This window comes from candidate division WOR-3 bacterium, assembly GCA_039804025.1.
Classification (GTDB): Bacteria; Hydrothermota; Hydrothermia; order Hydrothermales; family JAJRUZ01; genus JBCNVI01.
In genome coordinates this window covers 16,132-40,339 of the sequence record JBDRZP010000002.1, presented here as the reverse complement: position 1 = coordinate 40,339, position 24,208 = coordinate 16,132, and the positions used below count along the sequence as shown (strand labels likewise).

20 protein-coding genes and 1 tRNA gene are annotated in these 24,208 nt (G+C 28.8%); 10 read left to right on the top strand and 11 right to left on the bottom strand.

Features of this window, described 5'->3' with window-relative positions; genetic code table 11:
* The first annotated feature begins 1 nt into the window (after nucleotide 1).
* The gene (gene hemB, locus ABIN73_01105) at nucleotides 2-982 is read left to right on the top strand and encodes a porphobilinogen synthase (GenBank protein MEO0268325.1); all 981 of its coding nucleotides are present in this window, start codon (nucleotides 2-4) and stop codon (nucleotides 980-982) included.
* Nucleotides 975-1,340 (top strand): helix-hairpin-helix domain-containing protein, encoded by a 366-nt coding sequence (locus ABIN73_01100; GenBank protein ID MEO0268324.1) that lies wholly within the window; start codon nucleotides 975-977, stop codon nucleotides 1,338-1,340. Before hemB ends, ABIN73_01100 begins: the two co-directional genes overlap by 8 nt.
* 9 nt (nucleotides 1,341-1,349) lie before the next feature.
* Here ABIN73_01100 and ABIN73_01095 read toward each other — a convergent pair whose 3' ends face one another.
* From ABIN73_01095 to ABIN73_01085, 3 genes are all read right to left on the bottom strand, one after another.
* Complete coding sequence (locus tag ABIN73_01095) at nucleotides 1,350-2,042, bottom strand: gamma-glutamyl-gamma-aminobutyrate hydrolase family protein (protein ID MEO0268323.1); 693 nt, start codon at nucleotides 2,040-2,042, stop codon at nucleotides 1,350-1,352.
* Nucleotides 2,043-2,104: 62 nt separating this feature from the next.
* Complete coding sequence (locus ABIN73_01090; protein ID MEO0268322.1) at nucleotides 2,105-2,554, bottom strand: Hsp20/alpha crystallin family protein; 450 nt, start codon at nucleotides 2,552-2,554, stop codon at nucleotides 2,105-2,107.
* 85 nt (nucleotides 2,555-2,639) lie between these two features.
* Nucleotides 2,640-4,703: a VacB/RNase II family 3'-5' exoribonuclease gene (locus ABIN73_01085; GenBank protein ID MEO0268321.1), complete on the bottom strand. Its 2,064-nt coding sequence runs from the start codon at nucleotides 4,701-4,703 to the stop codon at nucleotides 2,640-2,642.
* A gap of 22 nt (nucleotides 4,704-4,725) precedes the next feature.
* Here ABIN73_01085 and purH point away from each other — a divergent pair, with 22 nt between their 5' ends.
* Together purH and ABIN73_01075 are read left to right on the top strand one after the other, a co-directional pair.
* The gene (gene purH, locus ABIN73_01080; protein ID MEO0268320.1) at nucleotides 4,726-6,189 is read left to right on the top strand and encodes a bifunctional phosphoribosylaminoimidazolecarboxamide formyltransferase/IMP cyclohydrolase; all 1,464 of its coding nucleotides are present in this window, start codon (nucleotides 4,726-4,728) and stop codon (nucleotides 6,187-6,189) included.
* Nucleotides 6,176-6,814 carry an MBL fold metallo-hydrolase gene (locus ABIN73_01075; protein ID MEO0268319.1) on the top strand — a complete coding sequence of 213 codons (639 nt, stop codon included), beginning with the start codon at nucleotides 6,176-6,178 and terminating at the stop codon, nucleotides 6,812-6,814. Before purH ends, ABIN73_01075 begins: the two co-directional genes overlap by 14 nt.
* Here the strand turns inward: ABIN73_01075 and ABIN73_01070 are convergent.
* From ABIN73_01070 to ABIN73_01040, 7 genes are read right to left on the bottom strand one after another with little or no spacing between them, the layout of a single operon-like run.
* On the bottom strand, nucleotides 6,811-7,812 hold the full coding sequence (locus ABIN73_01070) for a gluconokinase (GenBank protein ID MEO0268318.1): 1,002 nt from the start codon (nucleotides 7,810-7,812) through the stop codon (nucleotides 6,811-6,813). The genes ABIN73_01075 and ABIN73_01070 overlap by 4 nt on opposite strands.
* Nucleotides 7,796-8,749 carry a DUF4837 family protein gene (locus tag ABIN73_01065; protein ID MEO0268317.1) on the bottom strand — a complete coding sequence of 318 codons (954 nt, stop codon included), beginning with the start codon at nucleotides 8,747-8,749 and terminating at the stop codon, nucleotides 7,796-7,798. Before ABIN73_01065 ends, ABIN73_01070 begins: the two co-directional genes overlap by 17 nt.
* Nucleotides 8,746-9,273, bottom strand: coding sequence for an NYN domain-containing protein (locus tag ABIN73_01060; protein ID MEO0268316.1), 528 nt, complete (start codon nucleotides 9,271-9,273; stop codon nucleotides 8,746-8,748). The genes ABIN73_01065 and ABIN73_01060 overlap by 4 nt, the downstream gene beginning before the upstream one ends.
* Nucleotides 9,266-10,063 carry a nucleoside triphosphate pyrophosphohydrolase gene (mazG, locus tag ABIN73_01055; protein MEO0268315.1) on the bottom strand — a complete coding sequence of 266 codons (798 nt, stop codon included), beginning with the start codon at nucleotides 10,061-10,063 and terminating at the stop codon, nucleotides 9,266-9,268. The genes ABIN73_01060 and mazG overlap by 8 nt, the downstream gene beginning before the upstream one ends.
* Nucleotides 10,063-14,379: a C25 family cysteine peptidase gene (locus tag ABIN73_01050; GenBank protein ID MEO0268314.1), complete on the bottom strand. Its 4,317-nt coding sequence runs from the start codon at nucleotides 14,377-14,379 to the stop codon at nucleotides 10,063-10,065. Before ABIN73_01050 ends, mazG begins: the two co-directional genes overlap by 1 nt.
* Nucleotides 14,364-15,686 (bottom strand): hypothetical protein, encoded by a 1,323-nt coding sequence (locus ABIN73_01045; GenBank protein ID MEO0268313.1) that lies wholly within the window; start codon nucleotides 15,684-15,686, stop codon nucleotides 14,364-14,366. Before ABIN73_01045 ends, ABIN73_01050 begins: the two co-directional genes overlap by 16 nt.
* Nucleotides 15,683-16,519, bottom strand: a complete 837-nt coding sequence (locus ABIN73_01040; protein ID MEO0268312.1) for a hypothetical protein — start codon at nucleotides 16,517-16,519, stop codon at nucleotides 15,683-15,685. Before ABIN73_01040 ends, ABIN73_01045 begins: the two co-directional genes overlap by 4 nt.
* 25 nt (nucleotides 16,520-16,544) lie before the next feature.
* Here ABIN73_01040 and ABIN73_01035 point away from each other — a divergent pair, with 25 nt between their 5' ends.
* The gene (locus ABIN73_01035) at nucleotides 16,545-17,687 is read left to right on the top strand and encodes a glycosyltransferase family 4 protein (protein MEO0268311.1); all 1,143 of its coding nucleotides are present in this window, start codon (nucleotides 16,545-16,547) and stop codon (nucleotides 17,685-17,687) included.
* Nucleotide 17,688: 1 nt separating this feature from the next.
* Here the strand turns inward: ABIN73_01035 and cysS are convergent, their stop codons facing one another.
* Nucleotides 17,689-19,059, bottom strand: coding sequence for a cysteine--tRNA ligase (cysS, locus tag ABIN73_01030; GenBank protein MEO0268310.1), 1,371 nt, complete (start codon nucleotides 19,057-19,059; stop codon nucleotides 17,689-17,691).
* 62 nt (nucleotides 19,060-19,121) lie between these two features.
* Between cysS and ABIN73_01025 the strand changes: the two genes are divergently transcribed.
* The 5 genes from ABIN73_01025 to ABIN73_01005 all read left to right on the top strand — a co-directional run bounded on the left by ABIN73_01025 (nucleotide 19,122) and on the right by ABIN73_01005 (nucleotide 24,196).
* The gene (locus ABIN73_01025) at nucleotides 19,122-21,332 is read left to right on the top strand and encodes a hypothetical protein (GenBank protein MEO0268309.1); all 2,211 of its coding nucleotides are present in this window, start codon (nucleotides 19,122-19,124) and stop codon (nucleotides 21,330-21,332) included.
* A tRNA-Ile gene (locus ABIN73_01020) sits at nucleotides 21,332-21,405 on the top strand. Before ABIN73_01025 ends, ABIN73_01020 begins: the two co-directional genes overlap by 1 nt.
* A 69-nt stretch (nucleotides 21,406-21,474) precedes the next feature.
* Nucleotides 21,475-22,614, top strand: coding sequence for a hypothetical protein (locus ABIN73_01015; GenBank protein ID MEO0268308.1), 1,140 nt, complete (start codon nucleotides 21,475-21,477; stop codon nucleotides 22,612-22,614).
* A gap of 77 nt (nucleotides 22,615-22,691) precedes the next feature.
* On the top strand, nucleotides 22,692-23,246 hold the full coding sequence (gene dcd, locus ABIN73_01010; GenBank protein MEO0268307.1) for a dCTP deaminase: 555 nt from the start codon (nucleotides 22,692-22,694) through the stop codon (nucleotides 23,244-23,246).
* A complete protein-coding gene (locus ABIN73_01005) occupies nucleotides 23,243-24,196 on the top strand; it encodes a hypothetical protein (protein MEO0268306.1) in 954 nt (317 codons plus the stop codon). Before dcd ends, ABIN73_01005 begins: the two co-directional genes overlap by 4 nt.
* The last annotated feature ends 12 nt before the right edge of the window (nucleotides 24,197-24,208 follow it).

Here is a 24,208-nt window from a genome sequence, read left to right as displayed (position 1 = left end):
TATGAAGGAATTTCCTTTTATAAGAATGAGAAGATTGAGAAAAAAAGAATTTTTAAGGGACCTTGTAAGGGAAACGGTTTTAACTCCAGATGATCTTGTTTATCCACTTTTTGTAATTAAAGGGGAGGGGAAAAAAGAAGAAATATCTTCCATGCCAGGTCAATACAGATATTCAATTGATGTTCTATGTGAGGAAATTCAAAAAATAAAAGAAGAAGGTATAAAGGCAGTTATTCTGTTCGGAATTCCAGAAAAAAAGGATGAAATGGGAAGTGATTCATATTCTGATGATGGTATAATTCAAAGGGCATTAAGGGAGATAAGAAAATTTGAAAAGGATATTATATTGATTACTGATCTTTGTATGTGTGAATACACTTCGCATGGTCATTGTGGAATCATTAAAAATGGTGATGTTGATAATGATACGACTCTCGAATATCTCGGAAAAATAGCAGTTTCACAGGTTGTTGCAGGTGCTGATATTGTAGCACCTTCAGGTATGATGGATGGTATGGTAAAGGCAATTAGAAAGGCTCTTGATGAGAGTGGTTTTAAAGATACTCCTATTCTTTCCTATGCTGTGAAGTATGCATCAAGTTTCTATGGACCTTTCAGGGAGGCTGCTGAATCAGCTCCCCAGTTTGGTAATAGAAAGACCTATCAGATGGATCCTGCAAATTTGAGAGAGGCAATACTTGAAGCAGAGCTTGATTATGAAGAAGGTGCAGATATTTTAATGGTTAAACCTGCCTTAGCCTATCTTGATGTTATAAAAACTATTAGAGAAAGATTTAATAGACCAATTGCAGCCTATAATGTTTCAGGTGAATATGCTATGGTGAAGGCTGCTTCAATGAAAGGTTATATAAATGAAAGGGATGTTGTTCTTGAAATTTTGACTTCAATCAAAAGGGCTGGGGCTGATATAATTTTGACCTATCATGCGAGGGATGTTGTAAAGTGGTTGAAAGGTGGATAAGTTAAAAAAATTAAAGGATTTTTTTTATTATTACCTATATCCTTCAGACTCTGAGAAAAAGGTAATTTATTTTTTGATTTTTATTATTCTTTTGGGTGATGTAGGTAAAAGATTTTTTTATCAAAACAAAAATAAGAATGAAAATTCAAAAGTTGAGAGAATTGATTTTAATCTTGCTGAAATTGAAGATCTTGTAAATCTTCCTTCTATAGGACCTCGTCTTGCAGCAAAAATTTTAGATTTCAGGGATAAAAAGGGGAAGATTAAAAAGCCTGAGGAACTTCTTGAAATAAATGGTTTAGGTGAGAAAAGATTAGAGATTATAAAAAAATATTTTAAGTTTCCTGAAGAAGATTAGAAATGAAATTTATTTACATGAATCTATAAATTTTTTAAAGAGTTTTAAAAATATTTTGTTTTCCTCAAATAGATGTTCAGGGTGAAATTGCACTCCTAAAAAGAAGGGGTGTTTATCACTTTCAATTGCTTCAACAATTCCATCTTTTGCTCTTGCTGATATTTTTAAATCTTTTCCCAATTTATTCACAGCTTGATGATGAAAACTGTTTACTCTTATCTCTCTTTTTTTAAAAATATCATATAAAAGCGTTTCTTTCTCTATTATTATTGTATGAGTTAATTTACTGTGACTTGCTGATTGCTCATGTTCTATCTCTGAATTAATATGTTGAATTAAATTACCCCCCATTGCCACATTCATTACCTGTGAGCCCCTGCAAATCGCAAAAAATGGTTTTTTATTTAAAAAACAAGCTTTAACAATTTCTATTTCAAGAATATCTCTTTCAGGAACAACTCCTCTTGTTTTTTTAGGCTCCTCTCTGTAATATAAAGGATGCACATCTCCCCCACCTGTTAATAAAAATCCATCAAATTTTTCTAAAAGAGTTTTTATTTCATTTTTAAAATCAGTATACGGAATAATTAGGGGAATTCCCCCTGCTTCCTGTATTGCTTTTGTATATTTAATATTTAAGTAAAATCTGTTAGATTGAATATCAAAAGAAGGGGTAACACCGATAAAAGGTTTTTTATTCAATTTATATTAAAAAAATCCCCGGGGAATTACCCCGGGGAAATCTTTCCTTAAAAAGGTTCGATTCACTCTTCTATTTCAATCTTTATTTCTTTTGGTTTTACCTTTTCACTCTTTGGTATTTCAATTCTTAAAATCCCATCTTTATAAGAAGCTTTTGCTTTTTCAGGCTGAACTTCTTTGGGAAAAGGTATATATCTCTGGAATTTCCCGTAACTTCTTTCAATTCTATGATAGGTTTTTCCTTTTTCCTCTTTTTCTCTTTTTCTTTCACCAGAAATTGTAATACCATCCTCATCAACTGTAACCTTTATTTCATCTTTTTTCATTCCTGGAAGTTCAGCAGTAACTATAAAGGATTCTTCTGTTTCCTCAAGATCACAAGCAGGAACGAAAGTTTCTGTTTCACCGAAAAGAAAACTTCTCCTGCCAAAGAACGAATCAAATAGTTTGTCAATTTCTTCCCTTAAGGAAGAAATTTCTTTAAAGGGATCCCATTTTATAATTTCCTTCATATTTCCCCCCTTTTATTTACCTCCCTTTGGGAATTGAACCCTTTAAAGAGAGGTATTTTATATATAAAATCTTTTTTAAAATTTTTCAAGCAAGATTTAATATAAGTTTTTTTCCATAAATATCAACTCTATTAATAAAAACATTTACATTGTCACCAATATCAATTATTTTTCTGTTTTTAAGATAGATTCTTTTTTCTTCAATATTAAAAATTGTTTTAAAAGGTAAGGAATCCTTACTTACAAATCCTTCAAAGTAAAATTCAGGAACATATACAAAAAATCCATCACTTTTTATATTTGTTACAAAACCTTCTCCTCTTTCACCTATTCTTTCTTTAAGATGTTCAAGAATTTTCATATCAACAATATCCCATTCAGCTTTTTGTGCTGTTCTTTCTGTTTCTGATGCCTTTTCAGCTATGTCCCTTAATTCATCTTCATCAGGATATTTATTCATTTTGTTTTCCATAACAAAATTTAAAAGGTTATGAACTGTTAAATCTGCTAATCTTCTTATTGGTGAAGTAAAGTGAGTATAAAAGTTTAATTTAAGTCCATAATGACCTTTATTTTCCACAGAATACTTTGCCTGTTTCATTGCTTTAAGGATACTTTTTATAACTATCAATTCTTCCCTTTTACCTTTGACACCCTCAATTATTTCAAATAAATCACGGGAAGTTAATTCATCTTTTAATAGAATTTTTTTAAGTTTTTCTTCTTTTAAAAGTTTTAATAAAATTTTTTTAAGTTCTTCAAGTTTTTTCTTATCTGGTTCTTCATGGATTCTGTAAATAAAAGGTAAATTCTTTTTAGCAAAAAATTTTGCAATCATCCTGTTTGCAAGTATCATACATTCTTCTATAAGGGAATGAGTAAATACTGCTTTTTCAAGTTGAATAAGTTTAACCTTTCCTTCGTCTGTGAAAAGTATTTCTGGTTCAGGTAAATCAAAATCAAGGGAAAACCTTTTCCTTCTTTTTTCCTTTAAAATTTTTGAAATTTCCTCTGCTATTTTTAGAGAATTATAGATTTCTTTTTCCTTAATTTTAATTTTACCATCAATTATATCCTGTGCCTCTTCATAATTAAGTCTCTTATTTGATTTTATAATTGAGTTATAAATTTCAAATTTTTTTACATTACCTCTAAAATCAAGGATAATGTGAACTGTTTTAGCAAGACGGATTTTACTTGGCTGAAGAGAACAGAACTTTTCAGATAATTCTTTTGGTAACATATGGATAACTTTATCTAAAAGATAGTAACTTGTTCCCCTTGTGTAAGCTTCTCTGAAAATTTTTGAATTCAGTGGAACAAAATAGGAAACATCTGCTATATGGACAAATAAATCATATCCATCTTTATTTTTAAAGGCACTTATAGCATCATCAAAATCCTTTGCATTATAAGGGTCAATTGTAAAGGTTACTAAATTCCTTAAATCTTTCCTTCTTTTTTTTTCCTCTTTAATTTTTCTTTTTAAAACCTCTTCATCAAAATATTTTTCCTTATAGTCCTCGGGAAGATTATAAATATATTTTATAAGATTAAAGGGGGTTTCTGGGTCTTCAGGATTACCGAGATTTTTTATACCTTTGGCTTTATTCCCGTTTATAAGTATAAATCCCACTTTATTTCCTGACGGAATTTCTTCTAAACTCTCAAGGGGGTATATTTTCTTTGGAAGAAAATCTTGATCTGGTTCAATGAAATTATCCCTGTATCTTTTCCATAAGGTTCCAGAAAATCTTCTTAAAGATTTTTTTATAATTTCTAAAACTTTTCCTTCAGGTCCTCTTTCTTTAAATTTAGTTATAACTACCTTAACATAATCACCATCTCTTGCACCTTTTAAAAATCTCTTGGGTATAAATATATCCTTTCCCTTATCGACAATTAAAAATCCAAACCCCCCTTGTTTTACCTCTATTTTTCCTTCAATAATTTTATTTTGAGTGAATATTATTTTTTTATTTTCTATAAGTTTGAGAGTGCCTTCTTTTTCTAATTCTTTTAAAATTTCAATTATCTTATTTTTATTTTCTTTTTGTAAGTGCAAAATTTTAATTAATTTTTTTAATTTTACTTCTTTTTTGTTTTTTCTTTGAAGGTAATTTAAAATTTTTTCTTTTAATTTTTCCATTCTTTATTTTATAATTTAATTTATGAAAAAAGCACTCATTTCAGTTTTTGATAAAACAAAAATTGAAATTCTATCAGATTATTTGCTAAAAAAAGATTTTGAAATTTATGCTACCTCAGGAACGAAGGAATATCTTGAAAAAAAGAATATAAAAGTTAAGGGTCTTATCGATCTGGGGATTGAATCAGAGGGTCTGGCTCAGGGAAGAATTAAAACACTTCATCCAACTATTTATGAAAAGATACTCTCAAAGGAAGGAGATGTTTTTGATGTAGTAATAGTTAATCTTTATCCCTTTCATGAAAAAATTAAAGAAGGAAAGGAAGGTGAGGAAATTTATGAGTTTATAGATATAGGTGGAGTTAGTTTAATAAGAGCTGCATGTAAAAATATTATGAGGGTTATACCACTTGTTGATCCCCTTGACTATGAATTTTTTATTGAGTGTTATGAAAAAGGTTTAAAGGAAAAAGAAAGATTTTATTTTGCAGCAAAAGCCTTTGAATATGTTACCTTTTATGATTCTGTAATTTCTCATTTTTTCAGAAAAAAAGCAGGTGGTGAGCCTTTATATTTAACACTAAGTGGTAAAAAAGTTTTTGATTTAAGATATGGGGAAAATCCTCAGCAAAAGGGTTTTGTTTATGGAATTGATTTTATAGAGCCCCTTCAGGGTAAAAAACTTTCTTACAATAACCTTCTTGATATTGAGACTGCTTTTTTATGTGTAAGTGAATTTGATGAACCTACCTGTGTGATTGTAAAACATACTTCTCCCTGTGCTTGTGCCTCAGGTGAAACCCTTGATGAAGCTTTTGAAAGGGCTTATCTTTCTGATCCTGAATCTTCTTTTGGTGGAATTTTAGCTTTTAATAAAAAAATTGATAAGATCACTGCTGAGAGAGTTTTATCACATTTTTTTGAAATTGTAATTGCTCCTTCTTTTGAAGAAGGAGTTTTAGACATGTTTAAAAATAAAAAAAATTTAAGAGTAATAGACTCGAGTAAATTTTTTGTTCCTGAATATGAGTTAAGAACCTGTTTTGATATGATACTTTATCAGGAAAAAATGAAGAAAACTTTACCACCTTCAGAATGGGAGCTTATGACAAAAAGAGAAGCAAAGGAATCAGAACTTGAGGATTTATTTTTTGCTTTAAAAGTTGTAAAATATGTAAAATCTAATGCGGTTTGCATTGTTAAGGCAAAAAGAACACTTGGAATTGGTTCAGGACAACCTTCAAGAATAAGGGCTCTTGAAATTGCCCTTTCAAAAGCGAAAAGCTTCGGACTTACTACTTTCGAAGCAGTTTTAGCCTCTGATGGTTTTTTTCCTTTCCGGGATTCAATTGATAAAGCAAGTGAAGAGGGAATTGTTGCAATAGTTGCTCCTTCAGGCTCAATAAGGGATGAAGAAATCGTAAAGGCTGCAGATGAAAATGACATTTCCCTTTATTTTATAAAAGAAAGGTATTTCAGACATTAATTTAGAAAAAGTAATTTATCCTCCTCTTTATGTAAATACCTATATTGTTTTTGATCAAAAGAAGAATGCAATTATCATTGATCCAGGTGGAAGTTATAAAAATATCAAAGAAATTCTTACAAAAAGGAATTTAAATTTGAAGGCAGTTTTTGTTACCCATTCCCATTTTGACCATGTTCTTGGTATTCCTATGATAGAATGTATTGATTCAATTCCAGTTTATATTCCTGAAAAGGATTTAAATCTTTATAATTCTGCAAGAGATTTTACAAAAAATTTTTTAGGTTTTGACCCTGGAGAGTTTAAAAAACCTGATTTTTTACTCAAGGGTGGTGAGGAAATTAATATAGGAGAAATAAAAATTAAGGTTCATCATGTGCCCGGACACACAATGGGTCATCTTCTTTATGAAATAGATGAAAAGATTTTTTGTGGAGATTTAATTTTCTCAGGAAGTATAGGTAGAACAGATTTTCCTGAAAGCTCATGGAAAGACATGAAAAATTCCCTTTTATATTTAATTAATAACTTCCCTCCAAATTATGAACTTTACCCTGGGCATGGACCTAAAACCGATATTGAGAAAGAAAAACTAGAAAATCCCTTTTTAAAAGAACTTTTTTAAATTTTTTCCATATAACTTTTAGCCATCATAAAAAATTTTTTAGCTCTTTCCTTTATTTTTTCCTTCCCTTTTATATTTTTATCTCTTAAAAGAAAACCTGTTACTTTTCCTCTAACATATGCTCTGTAAGATAAATAAAAATAATAAAGTGGTTTAATTTCTTCAAAGTTCTCACCCGTTTTATTTAACCACCCTTTTATAAAACAATCACCGAGTTTTTCCTTTCCCATTATATCAAGTTCCATTTTTAAAAAAACTGCATCAAGTAAAATATCACCGAATCTAAATCTTTCGTTAAATTCAATACAATCTATTATTCTTATTTTATTTTCAAAAAAAGTGACATGTTCAAGCCTTATATCACCATGACAATCCTTTATTTTACCTTCTCTTACTCTTTTTAACATTAAATCATAATATTTTCTGTAAAATTCTTCTGTTTTATTTTTTAAAAACTCAAAATCTTTTTTCTTTAAAATATCCTCTTCAAAATCTTCTGTTTGAGTAAAATTTTCATCGGTGTTAATCCTGAATACCTCTGGTTTCCCGAATTTACTTATTTTTTCATTTGTTTCTGCTTTTAAATGAAATTCTCCGAGAAATTCTCCTACTTTATATAAATCCTCTTCTTTTGCTAAATTTTTTTCTATAATATATGATAAAAGTGTATCTTCAGGGATCCTTTTCATTCTTACAAGATATTCAACTGGTTTTCCTTTATTGAAAAATAATTTGCCCATTTCCTCACCTATAAAAATAACTCCCTCATAGATACCTTCAGCCATTCTTCTATTCAGTTCTACTTCCCTTTCACAAAAATATTTTCTTTTTTCAAGACTTGTGTAATCAAGAAAGCCAAAATTAACTGGTTTTTTTAACTTATAGGCATATTTATCAGATAAAAAAACAATTGATATATGAGTTTCAATTCTCTCTATTTTTTCAGGTTTTTCCTCATAATTTAATGGATTGAGAAGAAATTCAATTATTCTTTCCATTTTCAAGATCTGGATAAAAAGCCCAGGATTCCATCATTTTTAAATATTTCAATTTCCATTTTCTTGGCTCATGAACACCAATATCAATAAAAATTGTATTTCCATCTTTTTCAAATACAAGGGATTCAAATCCTCCACCAACTTTTAGATTAAGATTTCCCCATGCACCGTATAAATATATTGCCCTTTTACCATTTATATTTTTATACTTATAATTAACAAATTTTCTTATGACACTATCACCAGCATAAACGTCTTTAGCAAAACTATCCCTTAATCTCATAATCCTTTCAGGTAAAAGATTTATTTTTTTATTTATTTTCCAGAACAAAATAAATCTATCAGGATAATGGGCATTTATAATTATGAAATTTTCTCCTTCCTTAAATATGTTGAAACCAACTGGAACTTCTATTTTAATTCCTGTTTTTTCAAAAATTTTTTCAGAAAGGTCTTTTCTTTTGCCAGGAAAATAAGAGAGTTCTCTTAAGTTTTTTAACATTTTGTTATAAAATATATTGAAAATTGTGTCCCTTTTTTCTGATATAATTTTCAAAATTTCCTCTTCTTTCTGTCCATATATACCCAATGCCGATGAACCGTTCAAAAAAGGGTTTTCCTTTATATAAATTCCACTTCTTTTAACTTCACCGAATATGCTTTTAAATAAATCAAAATTTTTTGAGTTTGGGGTAGAGATTATGATGTAATAGCGATAAAGAAATCTTTCCTCCTTTTCAAGAGAATCAATATCTAAGATCTCTATTATTTTTTCCTCTCTTGGAGTAAATTGTATAATTTCAAGGTTTTTTTTTAAAAATTTTTTAGCATTTTTTAAAGAACCTGCCGACAAAACAAGATTATTAAATTCACCTTTGAAAATTATAAAATTATCTGTACAGGATATTAATAAAATTAAAAATATAAATTTTTTCAATATATTTCTTCTTTTATTTCTTCCTGAGATGAACCCCTTGGAATAACTATTTCTTCTATTTCATTTAAATTGTAATATTCATCAGAAACTCTTATAAGTTCAAGGGAAGTTGCACCTTTCATTGGTCCTATAGTTATAACCCTGCAACCTTTTCTATTTAGTTCTTCAATAAGTGGAACAAAATCTCCATCACCTGTAACAAGGATAATTTGTTCTAAATAATCAGAGGCTTTAACAATTTCAAGACATATTTCAAGGTCCATGTTTGCTTTTAAAGAGCCGTCAGGTAAATGTTTTATCTGTTTTGTCACAACTCTATAACCCATTAAGGAGAGTGCATCTATCAATCTCTTTCTGTGCTGGTCCTCTGGATTATAGGGGACAAAACAGACTGCTTTGAAGGGCTCACCGTATTTATTTTTTATGAATTCAAGGAATTTATCATATCTTACGCTCTGATTAAATTTTTCAAAGGTTGCCTGTAAATTTTGAACATCTATATAAATTCCATATTTTTTATTCATATTTTTTCTCCTTGTTTTTTAAATTATTTTTTGCTTTTTCCCATAATTCATCCATTTCCTTTATACTCAAATTATAAAAGTTTTTTCCCTCTTTTTCAGAAATTGAAAGCATTTCATTAAATCTTTTTATAAACTTTTCGTTTACCTTTGAAAGTGCTATCTCTGCTGAGATTCCAAGGTGTCTTCCTATATTTGTTAATACAAAAAGTATATCCCCCAGTTCTTCTTCTATCTCTTCCTTACTTTTTTCTTTTATGGCATTTCTTAATTCTTCAATTTCTTCTTTTAATTTACTAAAAACTTCATCAGCATTATTCCAATCAAATCCTATTCTCCCTGCTCTTTTTGATAATTTTTCTGCCATTAAGAGTGCTGGGAAAACTTTATCCTCCATATCAAGACCTTTTTTATTCTTCTCAATTTCCCATCTCTTTAAAAATTCCTTTTCTGAAAGATTCTCTTCTCCAAAAACATGAGGGTGTTTTTCAATCATTTTTTTTACAACATTGAGTATAATATTTTCCTTTTTCTCTATGTTTTCCCTTTCAATGGCGTCAAGCATCATGAAAACTGTTAAAACAAGGTCCCCCATTTCCTCCTTTATTTTTTCCCTATCATTGAAATTTATTGCACTTATCACCTCATAACACTCTTCAAGAAGTTCCCTTTTATAAGTAGATAAATTCTGTTTCTTATCCCAGGGACAGTTTTCCCTTAAAATCTTTACAAGTGTTAAGAGTTTTTTTAAAGGTTCTTTTTCTTTTTCAATTAATTCTTTTAAATCCTTCATTATTCACCCACTGCAATTTTTGCTTTGATTTTTTTATTTTCTTCCCCCCTTTTACCCTTTAATAGTAAAAAATATATTCCCTTTGATACCTTATTTCCATAAAAATCTCTCAAATTCCATGTAACTTTATGTTTTCCCTTTAGATTAAGAGGTCTTCCCTCATCATCGGTTATAAATTCCTTTATAAGTCTTCCTGAAACTGTATAAATTTTTATTTCCATTTCTTCTGCTTCCTTTGTTAATTCATAAAATATAATTGTTTTTCCTTCTTTTGCCGGGTTTGGATAGTTCCCGTAATATAATATATCAAAAGGCACAAAAACTTCAACCAAAAAGTCATTTTCACTTTTATTTCCCATTGCATCAAAAGCTAAAAGTTTTAACGGGTATATACCTTCTTTAAATGGACCTTCTTTTAAATTTATTATAACTCCCTTTTCCTTTCTTATCATTGAGTTTTCATAATTGATTTTTGAATTATTAAATATTATTTCTGGTTTTTTAAAGATAAGGTCTATTCCTGAAGTGTCTCTTAAAAGAATTTTTAAATCAAGATTTTTTGATATTCTGAATTTTTCTTCCTCTATTTTTCTGTTTTTATAATAAACTTCAATTAAAGGACCTTTATTATCATAAGTATTAAAAAGGGCAATTTCACCTTTTTGAGTTAAATAGAACTCAATTTTATTATTTAAACTGTCATAATAATAATCAATTTTGTGCCATAAGGAGTCCTTATCTATTTTTATTATAACATCCTTTTTTTCATTAATATTTTCAAAAATAAATTTACCAATTGTATCCTTTTTGTTATTCTCTTTTATTCCTATAATTTTTATTGTAGAGTCTTCTATTGAAGTATTTTTTAACTTTTTTAACTCATATACTGACAAATTATTTGATGGATAAAATTCCATATTGAATTTTAAATTTTTAAAATTTATTTTACCTTTAAAACCTGATGTATCCACATATATGTAAGGATTCCTTATTATACCCGAATCTGAATTATTGAATTCACTTATTTCTTTTACACTATTTTTATAATCAAGAATTATTTTATAGCTGTAATAGGTGGTGCAGGGAAGAGGAATTTTTAGAATTTGTGTTTCATGTGATTTAAAGGTATTTATAAAAACAGAGTCTTTTTTAAAAAATCTTCCTGTTTTTATTAGATAAAAAATGTAAAAATTATTTGCATCCCTTCCACCTGAATTTGTAAAGGGAAAATTTATTTCAGGAAATTTTGTAGAAGGTGTTATATTTATTAAGTTCTTTTTTAAAACAAGGTCAGCTAAAGTTTTATTTTTTAAATAGAGAGTATCGGAAAAGTGGCTATTAAAGAAGGTGTCAGTTGCAATAAATGCATAGTGGAAATATTTTCTACTAAAAGGCGGAAGAGTTATATTTGTTTTGAAAGTATTTCTACTTATTCTTGACATTGTAACTCTGATTAAATTTTGTGGATTTAAGGTATCATTCATAGAATACCATAATTCACAGGATTTAAGAGGATAAGAAGCACTTAAGTTTGCATAGACTCTAAAGGTATCTTCTGAGTAAATGTCAGGTTTAAAATATATTGAATCAACATTTAATATTTTTACACTGAAGTTTCCCTTTGAAATTATTTCTTTAAAGGGGTTTAAACCAAAGGCATAAAGGTTTATTTCTGCTTTCGCCCTTGTAATTGTTTGAGGAATTTGAAATTTAATTTTTATCTCCCCATTATCAAAGGCTTTTGTATATAATTCTCTTAAAATTATATCATCCTTTAAATTTTTATAGATTACTTCCCAAGCTGAACTTCCTGAAACAATTTGTGGATTTTGAACATAAATAAGAGCGCTGTCTGAAGGATTATAGTAATTCTTATCGGATTTAACATTTACTTCTTCTAATTCAGGTAAATCTAACAGCGGGTCTCCGAGTAAATTTGATGTTTTTAAAGTTGTTTCAACAAATTTATCAAGAATTGAGAATCTTGACAGTAAATACATTCTTGAGTAAAGAACAAGGTCCCCGATTTTATTTATTGAATTTCTTAAATAACCTATAAAAATTGATTTTGTATAATCAGAACTTATATCAAAGTTTAAATTTCCTGGTTCTTTTCCACTTCCCGATAAGGAGATTGATGCAATAGCTCCTCTTTCAGGTAAAAGGAGAATTTCTTCACCAAAGGCTCTTGCATCTATCATGCCAAATTCTCCAGTCCAGCATGAAAGTGCTGTAAAGAAATAACATTTTTTATAATTAGTAGTTTCCCAGAGGTCTTCCTGTCTGAATGCACCTTTTACCCATAAAGTGTGTATTCCTCCATGCCCTATAAAATTAAAAATTGATGCTCCATCTGAAAGGTAATTAATTAAATTCTCAGGTGTTTCATTTTCATCAGGTTCAACATAAGTCATTCCTTTTTTCATTAAGGATTTTAGAAAGTTATTTATCTGTGTGTATATATCACTACCCTGTCCTGTTTTTTTCTCTGTTGCTAAAATAAAATGTCTTCTCCACATTCCTGGATTTTTTTTTGAGTATTCTTTTATTTTTCTTAACATAATTTTCATTTCAATTTTATTTTGAACTGGAATTCTTGAAACAACTATATCAGGAAATGGGTCATCACCTATTATGTTTGAATAGTAAAAATCAGAGGAGAAAAATCCTGTAAATATAGCATTAGATTGGAATTGATAAAAAGTTGATGGAAACAAAAAGGTTGGAACTTTATCTTTCATTATACCCTTTAAAATATCTCTTGGGTCTTTACTTGCGTCTCCTATGATTATTAAATAATTAAATTTTGGCTCTTTTGTTATATAAAAGTATTTAAGGAATTTTCTTATTGCAAAGGGACTTTTTATCCCATAGTTAAATTGAACATAAATATCTTTAACTGAAAAGGCTTTTATATTATAGTTACCACCACTGGGTGATGAATGAAATAAGACTAATGAGTCAGCAAACTCTTTAAATTCAGGATGATATAAAATTATTGCATTGGCACCACTTACCTTTCTAACATCTTTTTCTATTCTGTATAAAATAATAGAATCAGGTGATAAAGTTTTATCTGTTACAAAAAATAAAGAGGGTAAATTTTCATTTATTTTTGCCTTTAACCCATAATAGGTTTTACCATTTTCAATATAACTTATGATTTCAAAATTTTTGTAATTTTTTTTGTTTATATTTATAAAGAATAAAGGTTTATTTTTGAAACCTTTTATAACAATGTTTTTATTTATATTTTTTAATTCAAATTTTAAGTTATCTAATTTATTTGAATTAAGCAAAAATTCTCCCTCAATTTCTATATAATTCAAATAGTTTGGTATATCTGATTTTTCCCGTATAAAGAATAAAGAATCAGAATTTAAAATAAATCCTTTTATTTCTACTTCAATAGTATATGGACTTCTTGAGTTATAAATAAAACTATCAATGAAGTAATTTCCGATTTTTAAGTAAATTTTATGTATCCAGTCAGAACTTTGAGTTTCTTCTGAATCAAAATTAAGTTTTAATTTATAAATATTAGAATCAATTGCTAAAGGAATCTTTATTTTTAGAGTTTCTTCTTTTAATTTTGTTAAATATCTAAAAAACCATATATCCTCTGTATCTGAATGAGCAGGGTCAAGATCAGGAAAATATCTTTCCTCTTCAAAATGAAATTTGAAAATTCCACTATTTATATATGAAGTATCATTATCTGGTTTTGCATCTTCTTCTGGTATTTCCACTTTCGGATTTCTGTTAAAGAAAAGAATATAGGTATTTTCAAAGGAATAAAGGTCATAAAAGGAGTTTATACTTTGCAATCTTTTTGCATAAAAAATTATTTCATCAAAAGGATCAAATTTACCATCATTTAAACCTTTTGTTATAATAGGTAATTTTCCCTCTTTTCCTAAAATTGTTATGTAATCTGGATTAACTGTATCAAGATTTATTCCTTTTGAAGATAACATATACCCCTTTATTGAGTAAAGTCCTTCCTCTTTTGTATAAATTAAAACTAAATTTTTAGGTAAATTTAAGGGTGTGTCAGTTTCTAAAAAATTTGTCAGATTTACATTTTTAGCCTCTTCAATATATGAAGGATTTAAGGCTAATTTTTTTAAAATATTTCCATAGAAATCAAGATTCTTTGAGATAGTAAAATTTTTTTCAAAATTAAAATTAGATTCTCCAATTGCTATTTTATAAGGTCCAAAGTATCCTTCTCTATATATTTTAATTTTATCCCTTATGTTATCATTGATAAGAAAAATTCCTGTTTTTAAGAAAATTATTAAAACAAGATACATTTAAACTTTTCTCCTTTTTTATTTTTTAAAAAATAAATTCCATCTTTAAATTTTCCTTTAATTTTTCTTCCTGAAATATTATAGATTTCTATTTCTTTTTTATCAGTGGGTAATGAAAAAGTTAGAAATTTCCTTTTATCTCTTTTAATGGTATAAGCAAAGGTCTTCTTTTTAAAATATATATGACTCAAGCCATAGGGAAGTGTTCCTGTATATTTACTTCTATCGCTTTGAAAAAAAACAAAAAATTCACCTTCTGAGGTTATAAGGGGTATCGGGATTTCATTTTTTCCAAGAGAAGTGACAAATAAATTTTTTTCTATTAAAGGATTTTTGTATTTTATAAGATAAATATCACTATTTATGTTATTTCCCTTTTCATAAAAAATAAAAAGGGTATCAAAAAAGAAAATTGATGATGGGTTTTTAAGGTAAAAACCTTCTCCTTTATCTAAAAATAAATTATTTTTTGTATTGAAACTGTAATCTGTTATTTTTAAAAAAAGTGAATCATTCCTTATGTAAGTTATATATAATTCAATACCGGTAAAATTCACAGAATAGTTATATCCTCTTGCAATTTCAAAGGGTCCCTGAAAAATGTTATTTTTAAATTTCCTTGCTAAAATTTTTTTTGATATTGCTTCATAGTAAAATATCACCTTATCATTATTCTTTAAAGTTATTATAAGGGGATTTTCTGCTAACTCATTTTCATTGGTTATTTTCTTATTTATCCAGTTACCAAAATTATCTCTCTCTGCTAAATAAATGCTTTCTTCCCACTCTTTTATTTTCCAGTATACAACATAGATTCTATTATCAAGGTCACAGGTGGCACTGGGAAAAAGATCAAAGGAATTTGTATCCCTGGATATATTTTCAATACCAGGGAAATATATATAAGGGGGTAAAGAGTAAGAATAAAATATATCAGTTTGCCACCAGAAGGGGTATCCTCCTAAATTTCTTTCTGAATTCCAGAAAATATGTAGTTTGAAATTGTAAGAAGAATCTATAACAAGAACAGGGGAACCATCGTAAGGTGGTCTTGTTGAAGGAGGGTCTTCAAAAATTTTGATTGGTGTATCTATGAAAGTTGTAGTTGGTGTTCTTAAAATATAATAAATATCAGAGTTTAGGTAATGGGGATAACCTGTAAAAACTAAAAAGGCATAACCATTTTTTTCAGCAGCACTAAAATTTTTATTATCAGTTAAAAAATAATGTCCACTTACATACTTTGAATATAAAAGGGAATCTGAGGAAAAGTTTAAAAATAAAAATAAAAATAAAAATAAAATCATTTTTTTATAGAAAGGTTTATTACTTCTATGAGACCAAGTTCATGAATTCTCAAGGAATAGTATATTTCAAAATTTTTAAAGACAAGACCGGCTCCGAATCTTGGTTCTCTATCATAACCTGCAAGTATTGAGAAAATATCCTTAATTTTTATTTCCATTCCTGATGAATAAAGAAGTTCTATATCATATCCAATCTTACCTGATAATGCGAGACTTATAAATTTTAAATTTTTTTTAAAGGTTAAGAAAGTTAAGATTTTAATATTTTCTTTATCTTCACTTCCTCTGTTCCATAAAATTTTAGTTCCAAAGGGGTCAAGTAAAGAAATCCCAAGATAAGTGTTTATTCCTTTTAATTTAAAATCTTTTTTAAAGCCAAGGTCAAAACCTATTCCCTTTCCTTTTAAATCCTTAAATCTTTTATTAATAATTTTAAACTGGAAAGCAAGATTTAAATTTTTAAACTTAAAAGGAATTAAAAAGGCTTCTTCAATACTTGAAAATTCACCTGTTTTTAATTTAGGGATAGTATCATTTTCTTCTAAGAAAGGGTATTCTGGGATTTCATCAATCTGGGTTCTTATCCATAAAAAACCTGTTTTAATATTTTTAAAGGGAAGAGAAAATCCAAAAAGATAGTAATTTGCTAAAAGTGCAAAGTTTTGGGTTCCAAAATTTAAGCTTATAAAATCGGGTATTAAGGAGGGATTTAAGGGTGTTAAGTTAATATTATTTTCTGAGATATTAGAAAAACCAAGTGATACTCCTTTTGCATCGGGTAATTCCTTTAGAAATTCAAGAGCATAGTAGGTAAAAATTATTATTAAAATCATAAGAGTTATATATTATAATAAAAAAATGGAAAAAAAACACTATATATTGATAACACCTGAATATCCACCTTTTAGAGGAGGTATTTCAAGATGTCTTTCTTCAATATATGGGACATTTCCTTCAGACTCACTTACTGTAATTGCCCCCTATTTTAAAGGTTCAGAAGTATTTGATTTTAATCAAAATTATAAAATTAAAAGGTTGAATAAATTTTTTTATTTTTTGCCAAAAAAATTAAGGCTTTTTTTATTTATTTTTTCTTTAACCTTTTCTCTTTTTTTAGAAGTTTTAAAAAATAAAGAGAAAAAAATAGTTATACATTCAGGGCATGTTTTAAGTGGTATTTCTGCATTTATTTTAAAAAAAATTTTAAAAGTTCCATACATACAATGGACACATGCAATTGAAGTTATGGATAAAAGAAGATTCTGGTTAATAAAGAATATTTTGAATTTTGCAAATTATGTTATAACAATAAGCAAATTTTCAGAAGATTATTTAAAGAGATTTGTTTCTGAAGAAAAGATAAAAAAAATTAGGCATCCATTACCAGAAATTAAGTATCCCTCAAGAGAAATGGTTGAAAAAGTTTCAAGGGAAGTTAGCGGGAAAAAGGTTATTTTAACTGTTGCAAGATTAGAAAAGTTTAACAGGTATAAGGGAGTTGATTTAACAATAAGAAGTTTTAAAAAAGTCAAGGAAGAAATTCCAGAATCGGTTTATATAGTAATCGGTGGTGGGGGTTTAAAAAGTTATTATGAAGAGATGGCTAAATCTTTAGGATTGGGAGAAAGTGTTATTTTTAAAGGAGAAATTTCTGATGATGAGCTTTATGCATGGTATTCAATATGTGATTTATTTGTAATGCCTTCAAGGGTTGAGAAAAATTATAAGGGTATTTTGGGTGAGGGTTTTGGACTTGTTTTCTTGGAGGCTTCTTTTTTTGGTAAACCTGTTATAGGAGGGGAGGGTGGATGTAAGGATGCAATAATTAATGGAGTTACAGGTTTTTTAGTTAACCCGAGAGATGAAGATGAGCTTAAAGAGAAAATTATCTATTTACTCAGAAATCCTTCTATTGCAAAGAAGATGGGAGAAGAGGGAAAAAGATGGGCAGAGAGTGTAAAGAGAGAAGAGCTCGGTTTATATTTAAGAGAACTTCTCTAAATTATTTTAAAATTTTATATTCTGTTCCCTTTTTTGTATCTAAAAGTTCTATTCCAAAATTTTTTAATTTTTCCCTTATTTTATCACTTAAATGAAAAATTTTTTCTTCTCTAAGCAATTGTCTTATTTCAATTATTGTTGAAAGAAGGTTATTTAAAAGGGAAGAATTAATTTTTTCCTCATCCAGTTTAAAACCTAAAATTTTAAGTATAAAAATCATTAAATTTTTTACTTCGAAAAATTCTTCTTTACCCTCCTCATAGAGTTTATTAGCTAAATTTTTTAACTCATGTAAAATTGCAAAAACTTTAGGGGTATTTAAATCCTCTTCAAGTGCTGATTCAAATTTTTTTAAATATTCCCTAATTGGAGGTGAAAAGCCCTCTAATTCTTTATTTTCCCCTTTAAAAATAACATCTTTTATTTTATCCCATGACTTTTTTGCTTCTTCAAGAGAATTTTCATCATATTCAAGTGGTGATCTATAGTGGGCTTTTAATAAAAAGTATCTCAAAACATCAGGGTGATATCTTTTGAGAGCATCAATTGCTCTGAAAAAAAGTCCAGTTGATTTACTCATTTTTTCACCTTTCATTCTCAGTAATCCTGTGTGAAACCAGTATCTTGCAAATTCTTTACCGGTTGCTCCTTTACTCTGAGCAATTTCATTTTCATGATGTGGAAATATTAAATCTTCGCCTCCTCCATGGATATCAATTGTTTCACCAAGGTGTTTCATACTCATTGCAGAACACTCTATATGCCATCCGGGTCTACCTTCTCCAAAGGGTGAATAAAAGAAGGGCTCATTTTCTTTTCTCTTTTTCCATAAAGAAAAATCAAGGGGGTCCTTCTTTGTTGGGTCCGGTTCAACCCTTGCTCCTTTTTCAAGTTCCTCTAAGGGTTTACCCGACAATTTTCCATATTCATCAAATTCTGAAACATCATACCATATATTTCCCTCAGATTCATAAGCAAGCTTCTTATTCAGTAATTTTTTTATAATTTCGGAAATTTCAGTTATATGTTGAGTTGCTCTTGGGTAAATATCAGCTTTTCTTAAATTAATCTTTTCACTAACTTCAAAAAATTCCCTTTCATATCTTTCTGCTATTTCCCTAAAATCTTTTCCCTCTTTAATTGCCTTCTGAATAATCTTATCATCAATATCAGTAATATTTAAAACAAATTTAATTTTATAACCTTTGTATTCTAAGAACCTTACAAGAATATCAGCACATAGAAATGCTCTTAAATGGCCAAGGTGTGGTGAATCCTGGACAGTCATTCCACAGAAATAAAATTTGACCTTTCCCTCCTCCAAGGGAATAAAATTTTCAATTTTTTTACTTATAGTATTGAAAATTTTCATTGTTCTTATTATAATATAAAAATTTATTAAGGGTTCAATCCCCAAAAAAAAACTTTTAAGCTATGAATTTAATTATTTTTTTAGCTTTCAGTGCAGTAAGGGTAAATTTAAATTTTACGAAAGAGCATATTATCTGGAAATGGGATCTGCGAAATTTTTCAAATGTAAAAATAAATTCTTTCTATCCTCTTACTTACATAGGACCTGAGGGTGGAACAATTTTATACCCTATAACTTCTGAAGTTAATTTAAAAAAGGTGGTTTTGCCTTCTTTTTTAGAGTTTCATAAATGTGAGGATGTTTTTGCTGGTGATACTTTTGAGATTGCTATACCGTATTCAGGATTCAATTTTAGGCTCGGTAAAAGTGGAGTAATGATTTCATCTAACACATTTCTTCTTTTGAGGGATTCCTTATCCTTTTACTTTACTGATGATAATTTTGCCACGTTAAATATAGTGAGTTTAAATTCAAAAATTGGGGCTTTGGATGCGCTTGGTTCAACAATTTACATTATTTCCGGTGATTCTCTTTTAAGGTCAGATAATGGTGGTTATACTTTTAATTTTATTAGCGATCTTGAAAATTATTTGAATTCTGGTAATTATAACTATGTTATTGATGTTTTCCCCTTTAACCAACAGGTAATTGCAATTGCAGCTTATGGTCAAGCGAATAAATTTTTAATTTCAACTGATGGTGGAAACAATTTTTCTGTTTACAATTTACCCTTTTCTGGAGATATTTATTCCTTGAGATTTTCTCCTCAGAATCAAAATGTTATATTTTTAGATCCTGCATCAGGCGGTGTTCTATACACTACAGATGCTGGTGTTACCTGGAATAATGTAAATTTAATTCCAAATTTTCCTCTTTATCCTGGTTTTATCATAGATATTTTACCTTTAAATTCAGATACCTTTTTAATATCTTCTGTAATTGATAGAGGTATTTTTAAAGCTTATAGAACATTTGGTAATAATTTTTCTTATTCCTATCTTGATACCACTTTAGTTCCCTTTTTCTTTGAACCCACCTATAGAAATTCAAAATTGAATGACACTTTTTATATAGGTTCAAATGACGGGGTTTATTACACTGTTAACAGGGGAAATACATGGACAAGGTATAAGAATCGTTTAAAGGCAGTTTTACTTTGGGGACCAGGACAGGTTACATCAAAGAAAGATACAACTTTTTTAATAACAGATGGAGGAATTGTTTACAGAAGCTTTGACCTTATAAATAGTAGTTTTTCTGAGCTTTCTTTTAAGGGTAATTTAATTTTCTTTGGTAACAATCTTGTTGAAAACTTTTATTTTTCTTCAAAAAGCCTTTATCTTCTAACATCTAAATTCAGAATATTTGCTTCTCCTTTCCAGAGAGTTTTGTTTTTCTCTAATAATACAGGTGAGAATTTTACCTTAAAAAATTCTGATGGTTCTCTTGTAAGTTATTACGATATATTACCTGGTTCAAATACAAATACTCTTTATCTATGGAATGATTCAACTCTCATAAAATCATCAGATGGTGGGATTACTTTTGACACAATTTATTCTGGTCTCATAAGTAGTGTAGCTGGTGAAGGTGATACAATTTTTGTTTTGAAAAACAGTGACACTCTATATGCAAGTTTTGATGGATTAAATTTTTCAGCTTTAACATATTTACCTGATGCAGGTGAGTTATACTATGTAAAAGGTTCTCCCTTTGTATTTTATTCTAATACCTTTAAAAACTATCTTATGTCTTATGATTTAAATAACTCAATAATAGATACGGCTATTAAAAGACCGAATAACTCATCAATTCTTATTCATTCTTCACTATCCTATGATGGATACATTTATTCTCTTTTCCTTAACAATCAAACTGGAGAAAAAAATATTTATTACAGAAAAATTCCAGATGGAAATATAAATTCGGTTCCTATTAATCTTGAAAATCCTGTTGGTATCTTTGCTCTTGAAGGTGGTTATGTTCTTATATATGAAATGGGAAGGGGACTTTATATTATAGGTGTAACTTCTGTAGCTGAAAGAAATAGGGAGGATGTAAAATTGTTATACATAACTACACTTGTAAGGAATAATCTTGAAATAAAAGGATTTAGAGGTTCTATAAATTATGGAATTTACGATATCACTGGAAAGAGATTACTTTCTGGAAATATTTCTTCTACAGAAAGGGTTTTGAATTTGAATAATTTTAAGTCAGGAACTTATTATATAAAATTAAACAATAAAATTTACAAGTTTATAAAATTTTAGGCCCCGTAGCTCAGGTGGTTAGAGCGTACGCCTGATAAGCGTAAGGTCGGTGGTTCAAGTCCACCCGGGGCCATAATAAATTTTTTTAAGGTTCAAATCCTTAAGAGTGTAATTAATAAAAAAAATTAAAAGGAGGTAATATATGAGGAAAATATTAGGAACTCTTGCACTCCTCTTGGGAGTGCTTTCTGCTACAGAGACAAGAGTAACTACATTTGGAGGAGTGGCTGATTTCTTAAAGGACGATGCTCTTGCTCTTAAATATCCTTCTCAGATTCTTTCATTTCCTGGTTATCTTGTTCTTGAGGCTTACGATGAAGCTACTCTTACTTCAGGTAATGCCTATTTAAAAGGTTATTTTGGTCTTGGAGAAAACCATTCAAAGGGTGTGTTTGGAGTTTATTTAAATATTCCAGTATATACATATCCTTACAGAACTATAAAAGGTTTTATGCTCTCTTATGGAAAATATTTAGGTGAAAAGCTTGGTTTGGGACTCAATTTTGGATTTGGAAATTACAGTAGAACCTATGAAGATACAACAGGTGCTGGTTTTAAAAATAAGGAAAGCGCAAACATAATTTCCTTAAATCCAGGCATTACCTTTTATCTCTCCGAAACCGACTTTATTGATGCAGCTTTTAAATTTAACATTCACTCCTTTGATGTAAAGAGCGCCACACCTCGTGATACAACAAAAGCAAAAGGAACTTCTGATATTTCTTTTGATGCAAGATATATGAGGTCCCTTTCAGAATACACATCATTTGTAGTTGGTTTTCACTTTTTAAGTTCTGATAATTCAATAGAGGAAAGAGCCGGAGGACAGACTGTTGAATATACTGATAAATTTTCAAGCTTTGGACTCAATATTGGAATTAATACCCAGCCAATAGATGTCTTAAACTTTATTTTAGGATTCCAGATTGTAAATACTTCTAATGATTATGGTGATGCTGGTAAACAGGGAAGATTTTCTTTTGGAGCAGTTACAGGACTTGAAGCAGACCTTGGAAAATACTTCCTCTTGAGACTTGCAGCAAGAAAAGATCTCTGGGGAAGTTATACTGATGATTACTTCTCTTCTCCTACTGGAAAGTTAAGTGTTACATCACAGGATTTACTTCCACTTGCCCTTGGTTTTGCTTATAAGAGGGGTAATTTAAGAGTAGATGCTCAGGCTTCCCCTGATATTTTCTATAATGGTCCCTATTTCATTACAGGAAGACTGAGTAATTTCTTTACCTCAATAAGTATTCTTTATTCCTTTTCAAGTTACTGAGAAAGAAAGTAAATTTGTGGGGGAGGGGGATTATAAAAATTTCCTCTTCCCCCTTTTATTTTAATTAAATTTAATAAATGGGAATAAAAAACGATAAGTGGATTAAGAAAATGGCTTTTGAGGCAAGGATGATAGAGCCTTTTTCTGAAACTCTTGTTACAAAAAATGTAATTTCATACGGAACATCTTCTTATGGATACGATATAAGAATTGCTGATGAATTTAAAATTTTTACAAATGTTTTTTCAACAGTTGTAGATCCCAAGAATTTTGATCCAAAGTCCTTTGTAGAATTTAAAGGTAATGAGTGTATAATTCCGCCTAATTCCTTTGCCCTTGGAAGAAGTGTTGAATATTTCAGGATCCCGAGAAATGTGCTGGGTATATGTCTTGGTAAATCAACTTATGCCCGATGTGGAATTGTTATAAATATAACTCCCCTTGAGCCAGAATGGGAAGGATTTATTACAATTGAAATTTCAAATACAACTCCTCTTCCTGCGAAGATATATGCAAATGAGGGAATAGCACAGGTTATTTTTATAGAAGGTGATGAGATATGTGAGATTTCCTATAAGGATAGAAAGGGAAAGTATCAGGCTCAAAAGGGTATAGTTCTTCCGAAAATTTGATTAAATTATTTTTACTTTTTGCTATTATCTTAGAGAAAGAAAAAGAAAAAATTGAGGAATATTTGAATTATCTATGGAAAGAGGATTATTTAAGTGCAATTGAACTTGAAAAGGGGTATTTCAATAAATATAAAGATCATCCGATTTTATATTCTTTAAAAACAATCAGGTATTTTGAATATTTTTTGGATTTTTATGAGCCAGACTCTGAAGAAAAATTTTTTAAGAGTATAGAAAAGGGACTTTCACTCTGTGATAAATATAAGGGAAAAGATAAGGATATTGTTTTCTTGGAGGGTGTTTTTTTAGCATTTTCTGCTATGTTTGAGGGTTTAAGGGAAAATTATTTACAGGCACTTACAAAGGGATTTAAGGCATATAACATTATAAAAAAATTTAAAAATTATCCTGATTCTTATTTGGCTCTTGGAATTTATGATTATGGGGCAAGCATTCTTCAGAAGTATGTTGGTAAAACTTTTATTAAAGGTGATAGAAGACAAAAGGGTGTTGAGGAGGTAAAAGTGAGTATTTTAAGAGGGGTTTTTATGAAAGCAAATTCCTATGATGCGCTTATAGAAATTTTTTTAAGGGAGAAGATGAGGGATAGTGCTTTTAAATGGGCTGAGAAATTCTATCAGGAATTTGGAGAATCAAGGAGAACCTTATTTACCCTTGGAAGTGCTTATAGAAGAAGTGGTTATTTTGAGAAAGCAGAGAAAATTTATTTGAAACTTCTTCCTATGGTAGAAAATCAAAATTCAAATTACAATAAAGGAATTGTCCGTTTATATTTATCTGAATGTTATTATGTTCTGAACAAAAACAAAGAGGAAGCAAAAAAATTAATAAATGAGGCTGAGATTTATTTAGAAAAAAGCAGATGGTATAGAAAGGAAAAAGTTCTTGAATATTTAAAAAAATTAAAAAGACAAAAATTTTTTAATTAATTGATTTTTTTA

What these genes read in the sequence shown, in the direction of transcription:
- dcd (MEO0268307.1), top strand. Translation starts at nt 22,692, where the DNA reads ATGGGAATAAAAAACGATAAGTGGATTAAGAAAATGGCTTTTGAGGCA.
- ABIN73_01025 (MEO0268309.1), top strand. Translation starts at nt 19,122, where the DNA reads ATGAATTTAATTATTTTTTTAGCTTTCAGTGCAGTAAGGGTAAATTTA.
- ABIN73_01070 (MEO0268318.1), bottom strand. Translation starts at nt 7,812, where the DNA reads ATGGAAAGAATAATTGAATTTCTTCTCAATCCATTAAATTATGAGGAA.
- ABIN73_01090 (MEO0268322.1), bottom strand. Translation starts at nt 2,554, where the DNA reads ATGAAGGAAATTATAAAATGGGATCCCTTTAAAGAAATTTCTTCCTTA.
- mazG (MEO0268315.1), bottom strand. Translation starts at nt 10,063, where the DNA reads ATGAAGGATTTAAAAGAATTAATTGAAAAAGAAAAAGAACCTTTAAAA.
- ABIN73_01015 (MEO0268308.1), top strand. Translation starts at nt 21,475, where the DNA reads ATGAGGAAAATATTAGGAACTCTTGCACTCCTCTTGGGAGTGCTTTCT.
- ABIN73_01060 (MEO0268316.1), bottom strand. Translation starts at nt 9,273, where the DNA reads ATGAATAAAAAATATGGAATTTATATAGATGTTCAAAATTTACAGGCA.
- cysS (MEO0268310.1), bottom strand. Translation starts at nt 19,059, where the DNA reads ATGAAAATTTTCAATACTATAAGTAAAAAAATTGAAAATTTTATTCCC.
- ABIN73_01040 (MEO0268312.1), bottom strand. Translation starts at nt 16,519, where the DNA reads ATGATTTTAATAATAATTTTTACCTACTATGCTCTTGAATTTCTAAAG.
- ABIN73_01085 (MEO0268321.1), bottom strand. Translation starts at nt 4,703, where the DNA reads ATGGAAAAATTAAAAGAAAAAATTTTAAATTACCTTCAAAGAAAAAAC.
- ABIN73_01050 (MEO0268314.1), bottom strand. Translation starts at nt 14,379, where the DNA reads ATGTATCTTGTTTTAATAATTTTCTTAAAAACAGGAATTTTTCTTATC.
- ABIN73_01045 (MEO0268313.1), bottom strand. Translation starts at nt 15,686, where the DNA reads ATGATTTTATTTTTATTTTTATTTTTATTTTTAAACTTTTCCTCAGAT.
- hemB (MEO0268325.1), top strand. Translation starts at nt 2, where the DNA reads ATGAAGGAATTTCCTTTTATAAGAATGAGAAGATTGAGAAAAAAAGAA.
- purH (MEO0268320.1), top strand. Translation starts at nt 4,726, where the DNA reads ATGAAAAAAGCACTCATTTCAGTTTTTGATAAAACAAAAATTGAAATT.
- ABIN73_01035 (MEO0268311.1), top strand. Translation starts at nt 16,545, where the DNA reads ATGGAAAAAAAACACTATATATTGATAACACCTGAATATCCACCTTTT.